Origin of the sequence: Niallia alba (genome assembly GCF_012933555.1) — a bacterium.
Lineage (GTDB): Bacteria > Bacillota > Bacilli > Bacillales > Cytobacillaceae > Niallia > Niallia alba.
Genome location: NZ_JABBPK010000001.1, coordinates 4,017,810 through 4,034,742 on the forward strand (window position 1 = coordinate 4,017,810; position 16,933 = coordinate 4,034,742).

The following is a 16,933-nucleotide window of genomic DNA, read 5'->3' on the forward strand; positions in this document are numbered from 1 at the left end:
CATCCTTTCATGCATATCTATAAAGATATTATTTGTCGTTTAATGCCACTACACCTGGAAGTTCTTTACCTTCCATGAATTCTAATGAAGCACCGCCACCAGTAGAAATGTGACTCATTTTATCCGCTAAATCAAATTTTTCAACTGCTGCTGCAGAATCTCCACCACCGATTACGGAATATGTATCTTGAGATTCAGCAAGTGCTTCAGCTACTGCTTTTGTACCTGTAGCGAATGCATCTAATTCGAAAACACCCATTGGCCCATTCCAAATTACTAATTTAGAACTTTTAATAACATCTGCATAGATTTCACGTGTTTTAGGTCCGATATCTAATGCTTCCCAATCAGATGGAATTTCTTCGATAGAAACGGTTTTGATGTTAGCATCGTTTGAGAAATCATCTGCAACTGTTACATCAACAGGCATATAGAATTTAACGCCTTTTTCTTTTGCTTTATCCATATAAGATTTAGCAAGTTCAATTTTATCTTCTTCTAATAATGATTGACCAACTTCATGACCAAGTGCTTTAACGAAAGTATAAGCTAAGCCTCCGCCAATGATTAAGTTATCCACTTTATCAAGAAGGTTTTCAATTACACCAATTTTATCCTTAACTTTTGCCCCACCAATAATAGCAGTAAATGGGCGATCAGGATTTGATAAAGCTTTGCCAAGAACATCTAGTTCTTTTTGCATTAATAATCCAGATACAGCTGGAATATGATGAGCAATTCCTTCTGTAGAAGCATGCGCACGGTGTGCAGCACCAAATGCATCATTTACAAATACATCTGCAAGCTCTGCATATTGTTTTGCTAATTCTGCATCATTTTTTTCTTCACCAGCATTGAAACGTACGTTTTCAAGAAGGATTACATCACCTTCAGATAACTTGCTAATTTGTGCTTTAACAGCTTCACCATAAGATTCATCTGCTTTAGCAACTTCTTTACCTAGTAGTTCAGAAAGACGTTTTGCTACAGGAGTTAATCGTAACTCTTCTACTACTTCGCCTTTTGGACGTCCTAAGTGACTTGCAAGAATGACAATTGCACCACTCTCAACTAATTCTTTAATAGTTGGAAGTGCAGCTTGAATTCTTGTTTCGTCAGTGATTTGTTGATCTTTCATTGGTACGTTAAAGTCAACACGTACAAAAGCTTTTTTCCCTTTTAAATCGATATCACGAATTGTTTTCTTGTTCATTATAGGTACCCTCCACTGCATATTTTTAAAAGAGCGGAAACAAAATTGTTTCCGCTGTTTGATTAAAGGGGGTGCTTATTAACTCGCACAAAATTCCATTTGAAAAGGGAAATTATTTTGTTGCAAGCTGTGCAAAGTGCTTAACAGTTCTTACTAATTGGTTAGTGTAAGACATTTCGTTGTCATACCAAGCAACAGTTTTAACAAGTTGTTGATCACCAACAGTGATAACTTTTGTTTGAGTTGCATCAAATAATGAACCATAGCTACTTCCAATAATATCAGAAGAAACAAGCTCTTCTTCTGTGTAACCGAAAGATTCGTTAGCAGCTTCTTTCATTGCAGCATTAACTTCTTCAACTGTAACTTTTTTATCAAGAACAGTAACAAGCTCTGTTAATGAACCAGTTTTTACTGGAACACGTTGAGCAGCACCGTCTAATTTACCTTGAAGTTCAGGTAATACTAAACCGATTGCTTTAGCAGCACCAGTTGAGTTTGGAATAATATTTTCAGCAGCTGCACGAGCACGACGGAAGTCACCTTTTGGATGTGGAGCATCTAAAGTGTTTTGGTCGCCAGTGTAAGCATGAATTGTAGTCATTAAACCAGATACGATTCCGTATTTGCTTTGAAGAACTTGTGCCATTGGAGCAAGACAGTTAGTAGTACAAGAAGCACCAGAGATAACTGTTTCAGTTCCATCAAGAATTTCATGGTTTACATTATAAACAACTGTTTTCATTTCGCCAGTAGCTGGAGCAGAGATTACTACATTTTTAGCACCTGCTTGAATGTGAGCTTCTGCTTTTTCTTTAGTTGTGAAGAAACCAGTAGATTCGATAACTGTATCTACACCAAGTTCTCCCCATTTAAGGTCAGCTGGGTTTCTTTCAGCAGTTGTAACAACTTTTTGACCGTTTACTAAGAAGTAACCTTCGTGAACTTCAATCTCACCTTGGAAAGTTCCTTGAGATGAATCATATTTTAAAAGATGTGCTAGCATTTTAGTATCAGTTAAATCATTGATTGCAACCACTTCTAATTCTGGGTTTTCCATGATTTTTCTGAATGCTAAACGTCCGATACGTCCAAAACCGTTAATACCTACTTTTACTGTCATTGTAAATTTCCTCCTCTAATTTTAAGAGTATTAAATATATAAAGGGATTACCCATTATATCAACTTTTTAGCGGCTCCTTCATCTGTTATTAAAATAGTTGAAGGCGGTGCTTCTTTAAAATAAGCCCGTATAGCCTTTGATTTTGATGCTCCACCAGCTACAGCAATAATACTAGGTACAGAAGATAAGTCTTCCAGTCGCAGGCCAATTGTTTGAACCTTATGGACAACCTCTCCCTCTTCATTAAAGTAGTACCCAAATGCTTCACCAACAGCTTCTGCATTTTTAATTTTTTCTAGATCATGTTTGCTAGTATTTCTGCGATTTGCCATTGTAAGCGCCTCGCCAATCCCATGAACTAGAAGATTTGCTGAACGAATAAGTTTTAATACTTCACTTATACGAGGATCTGTAGAAATGCTTTTGTACACCTCTTCACTGACCTCATCTGGAGCATATAAAACTCGATGTTTTGATGATGTATGGTCTGCCATCATCGAACAAATTGTATTCGCCTGATTTTTGACATCTTCTCCTATTCCGCCACGAGCAGGAACAAATAATAATTCGCCATCAGCAATACTAGGCGTTAGCGCTTCAGCAACGGAAGACATAGTAGTCCCACCAGTAACTGCGATGATATTATTTCCTTTTAGAAGAGATTTCATACAATTTGCTGTCGCAAGTCCTAATTCTTTTTTTACCCATGGAGAATGATCACTGTCTCCAGCCACGATAATAACCCGGCTAATGCCAAGTTTTTTTTGCAATAGCTGCTCCATTTCGTTAATACCCGTTACTTCTCTCATTACACTAGAAAGACTTTCCAACACTTCTTCCCCTATTGAAGTGACTGTCATGCCGATGTTTGAAATATGTATAAGCTGCTGATCTTTTAAAAACTCGACTTCACTTCTCAAGACTCTTTCGGTCAGTCCTAGGCTCACTGCCAGACTTCTTCTTCCGACAGGCTGCATATTCTTAATATATTGAAGAATATAGTACCTTTTTTGCATAACTGTAAGTAAATCAGGTAATAATCTTTTTTGAATCTCAATAAATGAAACCATGCTTGTTGCGCTCCTTCACTTACAGTGGTCGTCAGAAGTCCCGCATAGACATTTTACGTCCCGGATACTACAAAAAAAATAACTTCCCTGCTACAAGAACAATTCTAACACCAGTATAGTATGAATTCAACTGATATGTGTCTATTTTTTGTAAAATTTGACGAAAAAGTGTCGTTCTTTCTTTTCTTACTATTTGGAAAAAATTAATTATTATCCATCAATTTTTCTCGTTTTTTCTGAAATAGTTTTATTGGTTTCTCCGTAGAAGTAGAAATAGAAGTAATTAAAGTATATGAAACATTTTTATATAAATCTGATACTTTATTTCAGAATAATAAGGAAGAAATATAAATGATATTCTTCTATTAATTTTGAAATCCTTCATCTTATTCATCAACCTATAAGTTTCATTTCTCTTCATCTTTTTTCTAGATTAGCAAAAATAATAAGATGAACTTATTAGGGGATAACAATGCTGTGCCTGTTATGTCATACTTATTTTTGAAGTATCTCTTCACTCATTCAAATTAAATCTACAGAACAGACCTTTCGAAGAAAAGAAATTATAGGATAGGAGAATAGGAGATGGAAAATAAAGCTTTAATCGTTATTGACTTACAAGTAGGCGTACAGCCTTCTAATACCCCCCTCTATAATCTTGATAATGTTATTAAGGGCGTTAATGAAAGAATTCAAGTTTTCAGAGAGTTGAATTATCCCATTATTTTTATTCAACATAATGACCAAGAATTGATTCTCAACACCAAACAATGGAATTTATTTTCTGAATTAGACGCAAGGGATACAGATATTTACATTAACAAAACACACGCCAATTCCTTTTACAATACTGATTTAAATGCAAAATTATTGGAATTAAAAATAAATACACTTGAAATCTGTGGAGCACAAACGGAATATTGTGTTGATACAACAATTAGAATGGCCCATGGCTTAGGATATTCTTTGTATATGAAAAAAGGACTAACCACTACACTAAATAATGATTTACTAGGAGCAAAGACAATTATTGAGCATCATGAGAAACTATGGAATAATCGATTTTTAACTTTTTTATAATACATCATAGAAATTAACACAACAAAAAAAAGGTTTTTTAAGAGATCGCCTGGAAAACGAAAAACTCAAAAAACCTTTTTTAAACATTATTAGCGCCCTCGGAGGGAATCGAACCCCCATTTTAAGAACCGGAATCTTACGTGCTATCCGTTGCACCACGAGGGCATAATAAAAATAAAGTACTGTAACATGAAAGTTACGCCTTCATATTATAAGCGAAGTTCCCTTTTTATGCAATAGACGATGTTTAAAAAAAGGAGCAATGGGTATCATGGAGAAAGGATTGTAGACGAAATAAAAGAATGGTTATTATTAATAGCCTTATATCTCTCCCATCTCTAAAAAAGATGTCGAATGATATTTTGGGTTATTCAAGCTTTAATGTTTGACCTTAATTGACCATCCGTGTATCATTAGGAATACATACAGTTTGGATGTTTTTCATCTTACTGAAGAAACAAATACTTATGCTTTTCGAACAGATTATTAAAAAGGAGGATTTTAAATGAATTTAATTCCTACAGTTATTGAGCAAACAAATAGAGGAGAACGTGCTTACGATATCTACTCTCGTTTATTAAAAGACCGTATTATCATGCTTGGTAGTGCTATCGATGATAATGTAGCTAACTCTATCGTATCCCAGCTTTTATTTTTAGAAACAGAAAATCCTGAAAAAGATGTATCTATTTATATCAACAGCCCAGGTGGAAGCATTACTGCTGGAATGGCCATTTTTGATACTATGCAATATATTAAGCCAGATGTTCAAACAATCTGTATTGGTATGGCTGCTTCTATGGGTGCATTCTTACTTGCTGCTGGTGCAAAAGGCAAGCGTTATGCCTTACCAAATAGTGAAGTAATGATTCACCAACCACTTGGTGGAGCACAAGGTCAAGCAACTGAAATTGAGATTGCTGCGAAACGTATCTTATTCTTACGTGATAAATTAAACGGTATTTTATCTGAGCGTACAGGTCAACCAATTGATGTGATTGCAAGAGATACAGAACGCGATAACTTTATGACTGCTGAAGTTGCTAAAGAATATGGTTTAGTTGACCATGTTATCAGCCGCAATTCTCTTGAAGACAAAAAAAATAAATAAAACATCACTTAATCATTAGAAAAAGACTGTTTTCTAAAGAATTGTTGTTTTTCAATCGAAAAAACAATTAGTTGAAAAAATGGAGCAGCCGGAATACACGTAGACTCCTGTGGGATTAGCGAGACAGTCTGAGACCCCGGAGGCGAAGCTGAGGAGGCTCAGCGCGAGCCCCACGGAAAGCGAAGTGTATTCCGGCTGCGGGTAATCGCAACAAACTTTACGAAAACAGCCTTAAAAAAAAAGACTGTTTCAAACAAAGGTCTTAGATTTTTATAGGTAATGAACCACTCAGAATAGATGGATATTACCTCTAAAATCCTCCTCTTTGGAACAGTCTTTTTTATATTTTATAAAAAATTCACTTTAGCAACCCTTTTAAATTCTGAAGCGCTTCCACTTCATCACTACCATCAACAATTAATTTTATTGTTGCCCCAGAATTAATGGCTAATCCCATTATCCCCATTATACTTTTTGCATTTACTCTCCTTCCGTCCTTTTCAATAAATACTTCTGATAAATAATTGCTAGCCTCTTGTACAAATAAAGCTGCAGGTCGCGCTTGTAGACCTGATTTTAAATCTACAGTAATTTCTTGTTCCACCATTGAACATCCTCCCCTTCATCAAAATAGTAATATATCTATTATACAAGGAAAATGAGTTTTTTGCTGTATTCAGAGAGAAGAATATTCAGTTTAGATGAATTTTTCTGATAATAAAGTTTAGGTAGCAATAAAAAATGGATAATATATACCCTTGTCTTGATATATTATCCATTCCAATTATTTTACTGCTTCTCCACGACGAAGAGCATCTGCAATTTCATCAATTTTTCTTAACCGATGATTTATACCGGATTTGCTAATATTACCAGAAGATACCATTTCACCTAATTCTTTTAACGTAACATCTTGATAAGCTACGCGAAGTTCTGCAATTTCTCTAAGTTTATCAGGTAAAATTTGTAACCCAACCGTTTTATCAATATAACGGATATTCTCGACTTGCCTTAATGCTGCTCCAATTGTTTTATTTAAATTGGCCGTTTCGCAATTAACTAATCGATTTACTGAATTTCTCATATCTCTAACAATTCGAATGTCTTCGAAACGTAGAAGCGCTCCATGCGCACCAATAATATTAAGAAATTCGGTTATTTTTTCTGCTTCTTTTAAATAAGCAATAAACCCTTTTTTTCTTTCTAACGTCTTACTTTTTAACCCAAATGTATTCATTAAATCACTAAGTGCATTGATATGTTCTTTGTATAAAGAAGCAATTTCTAAATGGTATGAAGATGTTTCTGGATTGTTTACAGAGCCACCAGCTAAAAAGGCCCCTCTTAAATAGGATCGTTTACAACATTTTTTCTTAATTAACTCTGGAGAGATTTCATGAGTAAACACGAAACCTTCTTTAAGAATACTTAGCTCCTCCAGCACTTCTTTACCATGATTGGAAATACGCACTATATAAACATTGTTCTTTTTCAAGCGCATCTTTTTGCGAACTAATAATTCAACTGGTATATCAAAATACCTTTTTATTAGGGTGTAAATTCTTCTTGCAATAGCCGCATTCTCTGTCTGTATATTCACAACTAGCCTCTGGTTGGAAAAGGAAAGTGTCCCGTTCATTTGAATCAGTGCTGATAATTCTGCTTTTCCACAGCAATTTTTGGCTTCAATTGTTGTTAATTCTTTTTTTGTTTCTGAAGCAAAAGACATATCCTTCCCCCCTTATAGAAAAACGTATTGTCAAAACTTTATATAGAAATAGGTTATTATATCCTATAATAGCGGGCTTTTTGAGCAAAAAAATTGCCACCCCCTGAATTCTAAGGATAATTGAGGTTACCACACACCCAACAACCTAGAATAGGAAGTGACAAGTTGTACCCTCAAATTATAACCTATTTACTTACTTTTATTAATTACCAAGATCAGGTTATTCGAACATTATTCACTCTTTTGATTGGGAAAAGTATGTTTGATAAACCTGTAGAAAAACCTGTAAATAAGCCTTATCGAAAACTACAGGTAGACGACCTCCCAATCATCGAAACCCTACAAAAGTTTGATTATAAACTTCTTTTGAATGAGTATCAGGAGAAAAATGGGAAACCCCTTAAACCTGTTCGAAGACACTCAAATTCAAAAACAACTGTTCCTTCCAGCATAAAATGTCCAAAGTGTGGTGCTCCATCTGATTTTCTTTATGCAAATAACGGAGACAAGGGACAGTATCAATGCAAGGTGTGTACATGTTTGTTTAACCAAAAAAATCATTATTCAAAAGAGGCAATTTTAAAATGTCCTCACTGTGCTAAAACGCTTGAAAAGGTCAAAGAGAGAAAAGATTTCGATGTATTCAAGTGTAAAAACAACGACTGTTCTTATTACCAAAAGAAACAAAATGGACTATCTTCAAAAGAGAAAAAACAGTTTAAAAAGGATCCACAGGCATTTAAAATGCGTTATATTTTCCGTCAGTTTCGTATCGATTACCAACCCTTATCGAAGCGTTCACCTCAGAAACCAAAGTTAGATTTATCAAGACTATATGTGTCGCCACATACATTGGGACTGATTTTGACCTACCATGTGAACTATGGGTTGTCAGCCCGTAAAACAGCTGCACTCATGAAGGATGTACATGGTGTATCCATCTCCCACCAAAGCATTTTGAATTACGAAAATAGCGTAGCACTGATGCTTAAACCTTATGTGGACCATTATCCTTATGAGCTTTCTGATCAATTCTGTGGAGACGAGACCTACATTCGAGTGAAAGGTCGCTGGCATTATTTATTCTTCTTTTTTGATGCCGTAAAAAAGATTATTCTGTCTTATCCTGTTTCTCCTAATCGAGATACTCAGTCAGCCATTCTGGCTATCGATGAGGTTCTTCTAAAGATGAAGGAAATCCCTAAAAACCTCACGTTTATTGTAGATGGCAATCCGATTTACCTATTAGCCCAACATTTCTTTGCCCAACATGATATTTCGTTTGATGTGAAGCAAGTCATTGGATTAACCAACGAAGATCCAGTATCAACAGAATACCGACCACTCAAGCAAATTATTGAACGACTCAATCGAACGTTTAAAGGAAATTATCGCTCGACTCATGGGTTTGGATCTGATCATGGATCTGTTTCTTTCGTCACTTTGTTTGTCGCATACTTTAACTTTCTACGGCCTCATTCAGCCTTAGAAGGAAAAGTACCTGTGATTCATCCAGAGTTACTTCAGCTTCCCAATATGCCAGCAAGATGGACTAAGCTAATTGGATTAGCTCAAGATTGGATTATAGAACAAACAACCTAGCTTTTGTTTAGCTGAGCCCTGAACCAGCAATCGGCGGAGCGAACTCTTGACAAACCGAACTTGCCAATGGTTTAAAATGGAAAAAATCAAGGGCTTATTTGGCATGCCTTCTTTTGTCCCCTTCGCCCTTGATAACCTGAATTCAAACCATTGGTGTGTTTGTCAAGAGCGATTGCGAGCCTCTCCACTTCAAAAAGGAAAGAAGAAAAAGACTTCAGGTTACTTTTTCATAGAAGTTTTGACACTACCTAGAAAAAAGCAGGTGTTCTTCTTAAATATATTTCTTTAAATGAAATCCGTTGCTTTTAGACAGTTATTAACTTGATTTCCTGTAAATATCCTTTGTCTAAAAAGCCATTCTTTCTTCAATCAATAATGGAATAAAGAATCTTCGCCACTTCTACTGTATTATGGCGAATAACACCTTGATCAAGCTTGATGATATCACCTGCTATTACATCTAGATCCATTCGTTCAAGCCGATTTATATCAAAAACCACAGGCTTTGCTTTTTCTTCATCATATCTTTGTTGTACATTTGCAGGTATGTTCGTTTTGTTCACGATAATAGTGTCGATAAACGGTGTTTCTACATGCTCATATAACGCCTTCACATGATCACTTGCCGTATAATCGGATGTTTCTCCTGCCTGTGTCATAATATTGCATACATATACTTTTTTTGCTTTCGCTTCTCGGACTGCCTCTTTGATTTCTGGGACTACCAAATTTGGCAAGATACTAGTATATAAGCTTCCGGGTCCAATTACAATTAAATCTGCTTGCTCGATAGCATGAATGGTTTCAGGAAGTGGTGCAGAGTCCTCTGGGGTTAGAAAAACTTTGTTTATTCTCTTCCCAACCTTCGGAATACTGGATTCTCCTACCACAACCGTTCCATCCTCCATTAATGCATTTAAAATAACACTATGACTAGTTGCAGGTAATACTTTACCACGAACATTTAGTACTTTGCTCATTTCTTGAATCGCATAGGTAAAATTACCAGTAATGGAAGTCATGGCAGCTAAGATTAAATTACCTAATGAATGTCCATCTAAGTCTTTACTATTAGTAAATCGATGCTGAAACATTTCCTCCACTAAGGGCTCTACATCGGATAATGCCGCTAACACATTGCGAACATCTCCAGGAGCAGGGATATCAAGATCCTCTCTTAGTCTTCCAGAGCTTCCTCCATCATCGGCTACTGTTACTATTGCCGTAATGTCTACTGGATATTTTTTTAGTCCACGTAGAAGCACAGAAAGGCCAGTTCCTCCTCCGATGATTACTATTCTTGGCTGTTCCTTTTCACTCATGCCTGTTGGTCCTTTCTCCTCTCCATATCACGGTGAGCAATAGCAATATTATATTCTTTTTCAAAGTGATGGCCGATATATTCAGCTAATGCAACAGACCGATGCTGTCCCCCAGTACAGCCAATTGCAATAACAAGCTGTGATTTTCCTTCTCTCTTATATTGAGGCAGCATAAATGTTAGTAAATCAATTACCTTTTCTAAAAATTGGCCTGTCTCTGTCCATTTCAACACATAACTGGATACCTCGACATCTAACCCAGTTTTTGGTCTCATATGCTCAACGTAATGAGGGTTTGGTAAAAAACGCACATCAAATACTAAATCTGCATCAATAGGAAGTCCATGCTTAAATCCAAAACTCATCACATTTACAGTAAAGATGGATTGTTTATTAACAGAGAATTCTTTTAAAATCTTTTCTCTAAGTTCCCTTGGAGAGCTTTGAGATGTATTATAAATAATTTGCGCTCTCCCTTTGAGCTCTTCTAACATTTCTCGTTCCAATTTAATTCCTTCTAAAGGAAGTCCAGACGGTGCAAGGGGATGAACTCTTCTAGTCTCCTTATATCTTCTAACTAGGGCGCTGTCATCAGCATCTAGAAAAAGGATTTTCGGTACAACCCAGGAAGTTGCTAAATCATCTAGTGCAGCGAATAAATCATCAAAAAATTCTCTGCCCCGTAAATCCATCCCAAGAGCAACCTTATTCATCTTATTCTCCGACTCTTTCATAAGTTCAAGAAACTTAGGTAAAAGTGTAGGCGGTAAATTATCTACACAAAAAAATCCTAAGTCTTCAAAGCTTTGGATAACGACTGTTTTTCCCGCTCCTGACATTCCTGTGATGATTACGACTTGTGGTTCACTTGCACTCATTTTAATTCCCCCTAATAAATCTTTAGCTTGGATCTAATCGGTAACTAATTAATTCGAAATCTGGTGTATAAGTAAATGTTCCATAGATAATTCCATTACCATGGATCATGTAATCTAAAATATGATAATCGCCTTCAGCCATCGGCAAGTTTTTCACATCATCTAAATCGTGCCAGACAATTTTCCCTTCAGCTGATTCATCTACATTGACACCATCTGCATTCGTAGAGAAAAAGGTGAACATCATCCACTCCGAAATAATCTTATCTCCATCTTTTATAATAAAGGTAAATATACCTTTGATGTTAGGATTTCTTAAATAAATACCTGTTTCTTCTCTGTATTCGCGAATACAGGAATCTCTCACAGATTCTCCAGGCTCCATTTTCCCGCCAGGTGCTACCCACCAACCACGTCTTGGTTTCTGTAGCAATAAGACTTTATTATCTTTAAGTAACAAACAATTTGTCACACGTTGCAAATTATTCACCCCAATTTTCTCTATATGTAGGCACTGCTTTTAACCATTCCTTTTATTATACTATTATTGTCATGCCCTCACAATAAATTGCCTTTTCCAATTATGGAGGATTCTTTATTCATTACAGAGAATAATTTAGATAATCTATAGAATAAGGATGTGGGCTTTCTTGTATGTTAATCTTGTTAAAAAAAGTTTGAAGTTAAGAAAATTAGAAGCACTCTTAAAACGCGGAGATAAATATTCGGCCATCCAAAAAGATGTTTCTATTCATTTGCGCGGCTATAAAGGAGAAAAGGAACTAACCTATTATCTCGATTTTATCCCAGATAAAGAATGCTTTATTATTCATAATCTTCGTTTATATGATGGGAAATCTTATTTTCAAATAGACTATCTCTTACTGACACATTTCTTTTTTATTATTATTGATTGTAAAAACTATTTAGGCACATTACTATTTGATACAACCTTAAACCAATTTACCCGAATTCGAAATAATCAAGAAGAAGGCTACTTGGATCCAATCTCTCAAGTAAAAAGATTAAAGCGGCAATTAGAATCTTTCTTACGAAAAAGCCACTTTACTATTCCTCCTATTGAACCCATCGTTATTATTTCCAAACCGTCTACTATCATAAAAGGAAATCCCTCGATAAAAAGTCATGTTCTCCACAGCCATAGTTTTCTTGAAAAATGGGATCAATTACAAAGAAAATATAAAGGAAATGTTCTAGATGAAAAGAGCCTTCGTAAAATCTCCAAATTTCTCCGCAAGCATCATAGTCCTGATAATACTAATGTATTGGAAAAATACAATATAAGCAAAAAGGATATTATAACAGGTGTTCAGTGCCCTCACTGCAAAGCATTTGCGATGATTAGAAAAAAGCGTAACTGGTTTTGTCCATCCTGTTCCACATTTGATAAAAAAGCCCATATAAAAGCAGTGGAAGATTATTTCCTTTTAATCAAACCTTCTATTACTAGTAAGGAATTTCGTGAATTTGTCCATATTTCTTCCAAAGATACGGCTAATCGACTTCTTGTTTCGATGAAATTACCTTATACAGGTGAAAATCGAGGAAGAATTTATTACCCGACAAAAGATTTTTTGGAATGAAATAAAAGTATTTACGTCATTTAACACTATATTCGCGAAATTCCCTCTAAAATTCTTGAAAAAAACAAAGTATTCGCTAAAACATACCAGTTATTCGCGAAAAATAATGCTTATCAGCCAAAACAAAAATCTGGTCACATCCACAAAAAAAGGCATAGGCTCCATGTTGGGCCTATGCAAAAAATATATCTTAAAAGGGGGTCAATTTCTACTTATATGATACCCCAAATATGTTTCACTACTGTTACATTCCAATTAAAACGGAATGACACTTTTAATACGCTTCTTTTAATGACTCTGCTAACTCTTCTACATAGTGCTGAGCACTTTGCGCAGCGATACTTCCATCACCTGTTGCGGTAACAATTTGACGGAGTGTTTTTTCACGAATGTCACCAGCTGCAAAGATGCCAGGAACCTTTGTTTCCATTTGATCATTCGTTTCAATATATCCATTTTCATTTGTAATTCCTAAGCTTTCAAACGGCTTAGACAGTGGAACCATGCCAATGTAGATAAACACGCCATCTGCTTCAAATTCCTGCTCTGTTTGATCCACTGTAGAAACAAGTGTCACACTACCGACTTTTCCATCTTTTTCATTGATTGACTTAATGGTATGGTTCCAAATAAAGTCTACTTTTTCATTATCAAATGCTCTTTTTTGAAGAATTTTTTGTGCTCTCAATTCGTCACGGCGATGTACAATGGTAACTTGGGAAGCAAAGCGAGTTAAATATACACCTTCTTCTACGGCTGAATCGCCACCCCCAATTACGAATAAACGCTTGTTTTTAAAGAACGCACCATCACAAACAGCACAATAAGATACGCCGCGTCCACCTAATTCTTTTTCACCTGGGACTCCGACTTTTTTATATTCCGCACCCGTAGAAATAATAATGGATCTTGCTTTAAATTCTTTTGAACCAGCTTTTACTATTTTATATTCTTTTCCATCCACTATTTCTTTAATATCGCCATATGCGTATTCAGCACCGAATTTTTTTGCATGATTAAACATTTTATTAGATAAATCTGGACCTAAAATACTTTCAAATCCAGGAAAGTTCTCTACATCTTCTGTATTCGCCATTTGTCCACCTGGTATTCCTCTTTCAATCATTAAAGTAGAAAGATTAGCACGAGATGTATAAACAGCAGCTGTCATTCCAGCTGGGCCAGCCCCAATAATGATAACATCATAAATTTTTTCTTCCGTCATTTCAAAAACTCCCTTTCCATTAACTAACCAATGCATTTATTATACTAAATTAACGCTCATATAAAAGAATTAATGTCCATTTCTTATTATAAGGATGATTATCTATTACTATCCTATAAAACTAATCCCCTATCCGTCCAAAAATCTGCTCAAAGTGGAAAAAGTTATCATAAAGTGAAACTTCCATCAGTGGGGGTTTTCCTTCCTTCCCTACTGATGGTTAGTTGAGCCAATCAGATCTTTATGGACAGTAAGAGTGGGATAAAGGATTATCTATAGCAAATCCCTTAATTTCTTTGCCTCATTTTCTATAATCAATCTCCGTTCTTGTATTTCTTTTTCTTCTTGCAAAAGTTTCTCTAATTGACCTGTAAAAATTTGATAAACTTGACCAATGAGTTGTTTATCCCCACAGTCTACTGCTTCTTTTAAAGAAAAGATTAGCTGGATGTCTTTTAAGGAAAAACCATATTCCTGTAGCTCTTTTACCACTTGAAAATCGAGAATTTCTTTATCGCCATAATCTTTTTTGTTATGAGGTTGCAATAAATTTAATTCTTCATACTGCCGTACCGTTTCTTTTGTTGTATTTAATAACGTTGCGAACTCCCCAATTTTCATTTTCGACTCTCCCTTTTATTGATATAGGGGTTACCCCATCATATTTAATTAGTTTAGGCTGTTTCTTAATTTATTCTATTGAAAAAACAACAATCTTTTAGAAAAATGTCCTAATTCCTAACGTTACTTTTAATGGAGGAGATAATATGTTGTTAATTGGAGTGATATCGTCCACTCTAGATGGGGGATTAAGCGGAATAAAGGCAAGGGAAATACCGATTTGGTCTGCATTGGGAATGCTTCTTTTCGGTATCATCATTTGTGGTTCTTCCATATTAATATTTAACCATATGGAATTAATCACCCTCCATATCATTAACATCCTTGCAGTAATAAATGGGTTGTATTTATATCGTAAAATAGATGTATCATTAGATTCATTATAACTCTTTTTATCATCTATTTAATTAGTTGACATTAAAAAAAGCAGTCTAGACTCTATACGACTCAGACTGCTTATATATACGTCATCATTTTTAATACATAAGACAGCAAAGATGATGGAATCTTAACTATAGATGGGTTGCATAAAGGATTTCAATGACTTTATATATTTCTGTAAAGTGGTTATAGAAAGCCCATATTGGTCAGCAATTTCTTGCTGTGTCTTTTTCGTCTTCGCCTGATTCCATAAATAGTCAATAGCCGCTGCACTAGCAATGCAATTTTTTAATAACATTCCTGCACTTTGCATTTCCATGATTGCTGAGAACCATAATAAATACAAACTAGTCTCTTCTGTACCAATCGGATGGTAATTTGTATAAATTTGTTCAGCAGTATGATGCGCAACATATAAGTATGGATCCTCAATCTCGTTACCAGTCTTAACAAAGGCTAAATACTCTCTCTCTATTTGCGTAAGAACATTCTTTTGCTGTATTGCAGAAGAAGAAAGAATTTTATCCTTTTGACTAGATACAGAAGTTAAGAAAGTAGCAAACAGTCTTTCCTCTACGTGACTGCTTTCAAACCTTTTCAAAATAGAACTAAGATGCTCTTCAAAACCACTAATCTTATATTCTAAATTGTTCCAAGGCTCTTGCCCTTCTTTCTCAGGATGCTCATCTATTACTTTTTTCCAAGCTTTTTTTGCCGTTTGCTTATTCCCTGTGTAATAAGCTGCATAGGATAACCAATAATAAAAAGAACCGTCTCCTTGAAATCCCTGTTTATAGATTTTCTTCAACCAGAAATAAGCAGTATCATATTCGCCAATTAAAGCAAAAGTAGTGCCAAGTTTAAATTGATGATCTATTGAAATAGGATTGATTTTCTTTAAAATGGCTGCCATTTCTTTGACGTGAGCTTCATTATTTTGGTAATATGCAAATACAAGTTTATTACATAATGCATGTAGGTTTCCAACATTGTTGCTTAATACATGCTCTAAAATCTCACTAGCCTTTTCCGATTGACCAAGGTAGAAATGAGCTAACGCTAAATTATTATAAGCAGACCAATATTCTGGATAATCCTGAATGACCTTCGTTAATACTTCCACAGCTTTTGCAAAGTTGCCAGACTCAAGCAATGATCTTGCCTGCTCTTGTCTCGTAATTAGGTCTTCTTCCTCGTTGGCTTCCTCTTCCTCCAACTCATCCGATTCCAGAGATAAAACCTCCATAAGGTCTTCTGTGTCCTCTACAAACTCTCCGTCTTTATCCAAGCTTAAATATAGTTTTGCATGATAATATGCATCTTTAAAAAATCCCAAATGGGCGTAATTATTCGCTAGGAAATAATAACACTCAACCATATCCTCATCTAATTCTTCGATAATAACATGGAGAAGCTCATTAGATTTTTGATATTCTCCAATATCTGCATATACGACTGCAAGCTGACATGCAATCATTGGTTCTCCCGGTTCTAAAGCCAGTGCTCTTTGCAAATATTTAAGGGATTTATAATAATCTCTTTGATGATATGCCTTAATTCCTTTGTTAAAATAAAATTCGCCTGTAGGATTAAATGTAATAAGTTTACCCACCGGTTGTACTCTATTTGAGTTTTTATTCATAAATCCTCCAATATATATGTTCCCTTTTAAAGCAAGAGTTAAATGCAAGCTAAAATAAATTGTTCCTGTTAACCAAACAAGTATACCATACTATATACAATTCGGAGAAGAGTCAATGCCCTTTTGGGAAAAAAGTGTACGGTTTTAAACAGAATATTTAGCTATCGTTAGAAAAACGGGATGTTATTAGGGAAGAGTATGGAAGCAAAATACTATTGCTTTCACTTATTGAGGATTCTTGATGAGATTAAAGTATTTCTAGCGGCTCGGTGCTCGCTCCTGAAAAGCGAGCACTGACCTCAGATAATAAATTTACCAAGATATAAATTAA

The 16,933-nt window shown here is 35.3% G+C and carries 16 protein-coding genes and 1 tRNA gene; 5 read left to right on the top strand and 12 right to left on the bottom strand.

Going from position 1 to position 16,933, the window contains the following annotated elements; genetic code table 11:
- Positions 1-28: 28 nt before the first annotated feature.
- The 3 genes from HHU08_RS19255 to HHU08_RS19265 all read right to left on the bottom strand — a co-directional run bounded on the left by HHU08_RS19255 (position 29) and on the right by HHU08_RS19265 (position 3,407).
- The gene (locus tag HHU08_RS19255; protein WP_016203862.1) at positions 29-1,213 is read right to left on the bottom strand and encodes a phosphoglycerate kinase; all 1,185 of its coding nucleotides are present in this window, start codon (positions 1,211-1,213) and stop codon (positions 29-31) included.
- A 112-nt stretch (positions 1,214-1,325) separates the two neighbouring features.
- Positions 1,326-2,336 (bottom strand): type I glyceraldehyde-3-phosphate dehydrogenase, encoded by a 1,011-nt coding sequence (gene gap, locus HHU08_RS19260; protein WP_016203863.1) that lies wholly within the window; start codon positions 2,334-2,336, stop codon positions 1,326-1,328.
- Between the two features lie 54 nt (positions 2,337-2,390).
- On the bottom strand, positions 2,391-3,407 hold the full coding sequence (locus tag HHU08_RS19265; protein ID WP_016203864.1) for a sugar-binding transcriptional regulator: 1,017 nt from the start codon (positions 3,405-3,407) through the stop codon (positions 2,391-2,393).
- A gap of 585 nt (positions 3,408-3,992) precedes the next feature.
- Here HHU08_RS19265 and HHU08_RS19270 point away from each other — a divergent pair.
- Entirely contained in the window at positions 3,993-4,487 is a 495-nt protein-coding gene (locus HHU08_RS19270) for a cysteine hydrolase family protein (RefSeq protein WP_169189062.1), read from the top strand.
- 93 nt (positions 4,488-4,580) lie between these two features.
- Here the strand turns inward: HHU08_RS19270 and HHU08_RS19275 are convergent.
- Positions 4,581-4,652, bottom strand: a tRNA-Arg gene (locus tag HHU08_RS19275).
- Between the two features lie 340 nt (positions 4,653-4,992).
- On the opposite strand from HHU08_RS19275, the gene clpP reads away from it, so the two are divergent.
- Complete coding sequence (gene clpP / locus HHU08_RS19280; protein WP_101729262.1) at positions 4,993-5,598, top strand: ATP-dependent Clp endopeptidase proteolytic subunit ClpP; 606 nt, start codon at positions 4,993-4,995, stop codon at positions 5,596-5,598.
- A 358-nt stretch (positions 5,599-5,956) separates the two neighbouring features.
- Here clpP and HHU08_RS19285 read toward each other — a convergent pair whose 3' ends face one another.
- Together HHU08_RS19285 and whiA are read right to left on the bottom strand one after the other, a co-directional pair.
- The gene (locus HHU08_RS19285; RefSeq protein WP_016205510.1) at positions 5,957-6,205 is read right to left on the bottom strand and encodes an HPr family phosphocarrier protein; all 249 of its coding nucleotides are present in this window, start codon (positions 6,203-6,205) and stop codon (positions 5,957-5,959) included.
- A gap of 177 nt (positions 6,206-6,382) precedes the next feature.
- Positions 6,383-7,327 (bottom strand): DNA-binding protein WhiA, encoded by a 945-nt coding sequence (whiA, locus tag HHU08_RS19290; RefSeq protein ID WP_169189063.1) that lies wholly within the window; start codon positions 7,325-7,327, stop codon positions 6,383-6,385.
- Between the two features lie 165 nt (positions 7,328-7,492).
- Between whiA and HHU08_RS19295 the strand changes: the two genes are divergently transcribed.
- Entirely contained in the window at positions 7,493-8,929 is a 1,437-nt protein-coding gene (locus tag HHU08_RS19295; protein WP_169189064.1) for a DDE-type integrase/transposase/recombinase, read from the top strand.
- Between the two features lie 365 nt (positions 8,930-9,294).
- Here the strand turns inward: HHU08_RS19295 and HHU08_RS19305 are convergent, their stop codons facing one another.
- Genes HHU08_RS19305 through HHU08_RS19315 form a run of 3 tightly spaced genes read right to left on the bottom strand, consistent with a single transcriptional unit; the run spans position 9,295 to position 11,610 of the window.
- Positions 9,295-10,251 carry a gluconeogenesis factor YvcK family protein gene (locus tag HHU08_RS19305; RefSeq protein WP_016203868.1) on the bottom strand — a complete coding sequence of 319 codons (957 nt, stop codon included), beginning with the start codon at positions 10,249-10,251 and terminating at the stop codon, positions 9,295-9,297.
- Positions 10,248-11,129 (bottom strand): RNase adapter RapZ, encoded by an 882-nt coding sequence (gene rapZ, locus HHU08_RS19310; RefSeq protein ID WP_016203869.1) that lies wholly within the window; start codon positions 11,127-11,129, stop codon positions 10,248-10,250. The genes HHU08_RS19305 and rapZ overlap by 4 nt, the downstream gene beginning before the upstream one ends.
- Positions 11,130-11,151: 22 nt before the next feature.
- Positions 11,152-11,610, bottom strand: coding sequence for an NUDIX hydrolase (locus HHU08_RS19315; protein ID WP_016203870.1), 459 nt, complete (start codon positions 11,608-11,610; stop codon positions 11,152-11,154).
- A gap of 169 nt (positions 11,611-11,779) precedes the next feature.
- Between HHU08_RS19315 and HHU08_RS19320 the strand changes: the two genes are divergently transcribed.
- On the top strand, positions 11,780-12,733 hold the full coding sequence (locus HHU08_RS19320) for a nuclease-related domain-containing protein (RefSeq protein WP_169189066.1): 954 nt from the start codon (positions 11,780-11,782) through the stop codon (positions 12,731-12,733).
- 274 nt (positions 12,734-13,007) lie between these two features.
- Here the strand turns inward: HHU08_RS19320 and trxB are convergent, their stop codons facing one another.
- Together trxB and HHU08_RS19330 are read right to left on the bottom strand one after the other, a co-directional pair.
- Positions 13,008-13,958, bottom strand: coding sequence for a thioredoxin-disulfide reductase (trxB, locus tag HHU08_RS19325; RefSeq protein ID WP_016203872.1), 951 nt, complete (start codon positions 13,956-13,958; stop codon positions 13,008-13,010).
- A gap of 273 nt (positions 13,959-14,231) precedes the next feature.
- Complete coding sequence (locus tag HHU08_RS19330; RefSeq protein WP_169189068.1) at positions 14,232-14,579, bottom strand: helix-turn-helix domain-containing protein; 348 nt, start codon at positions 14,577-14,579, stop codon at positions 14,232-14,234.
- A 146-nt stretch (positions 14,580-14,725) separates the two neighbouring features.
- Between HHU08_RS19330 and HHU08_RS19335 the strand changes: the two genes are divergently transcribed.
- Positions 14,726-14,965 (top strand): hypothetical protein, encoded by a 240-nt coding sequence (locus HHU08_RS19335; RefSeq protein ID WP_169189069.1) that lies wholly within the window; start codon positions 14,726-14,728, stop codon positions 14,963-14,965.
- Positions 14,966-15,087: 122 nt separating this feature from the next.
- Here HHU08_RS19335 and HHU08_RS19340 read toward each other — a convergent pair whose 3' ends face one another.
- Complete coding sequence (locus tag HHU08_RS19340; protein ID WP_169189070.1) at positions 15,088-16,602, bottom strand: tetratricopeptide repeat protein; 1,515 nt, start codon at positions 16,600-16,602, stop codon at positions 15,088-15,090.
- Positions 16,603-16,933: the final 331 nt, after the last annotated feature.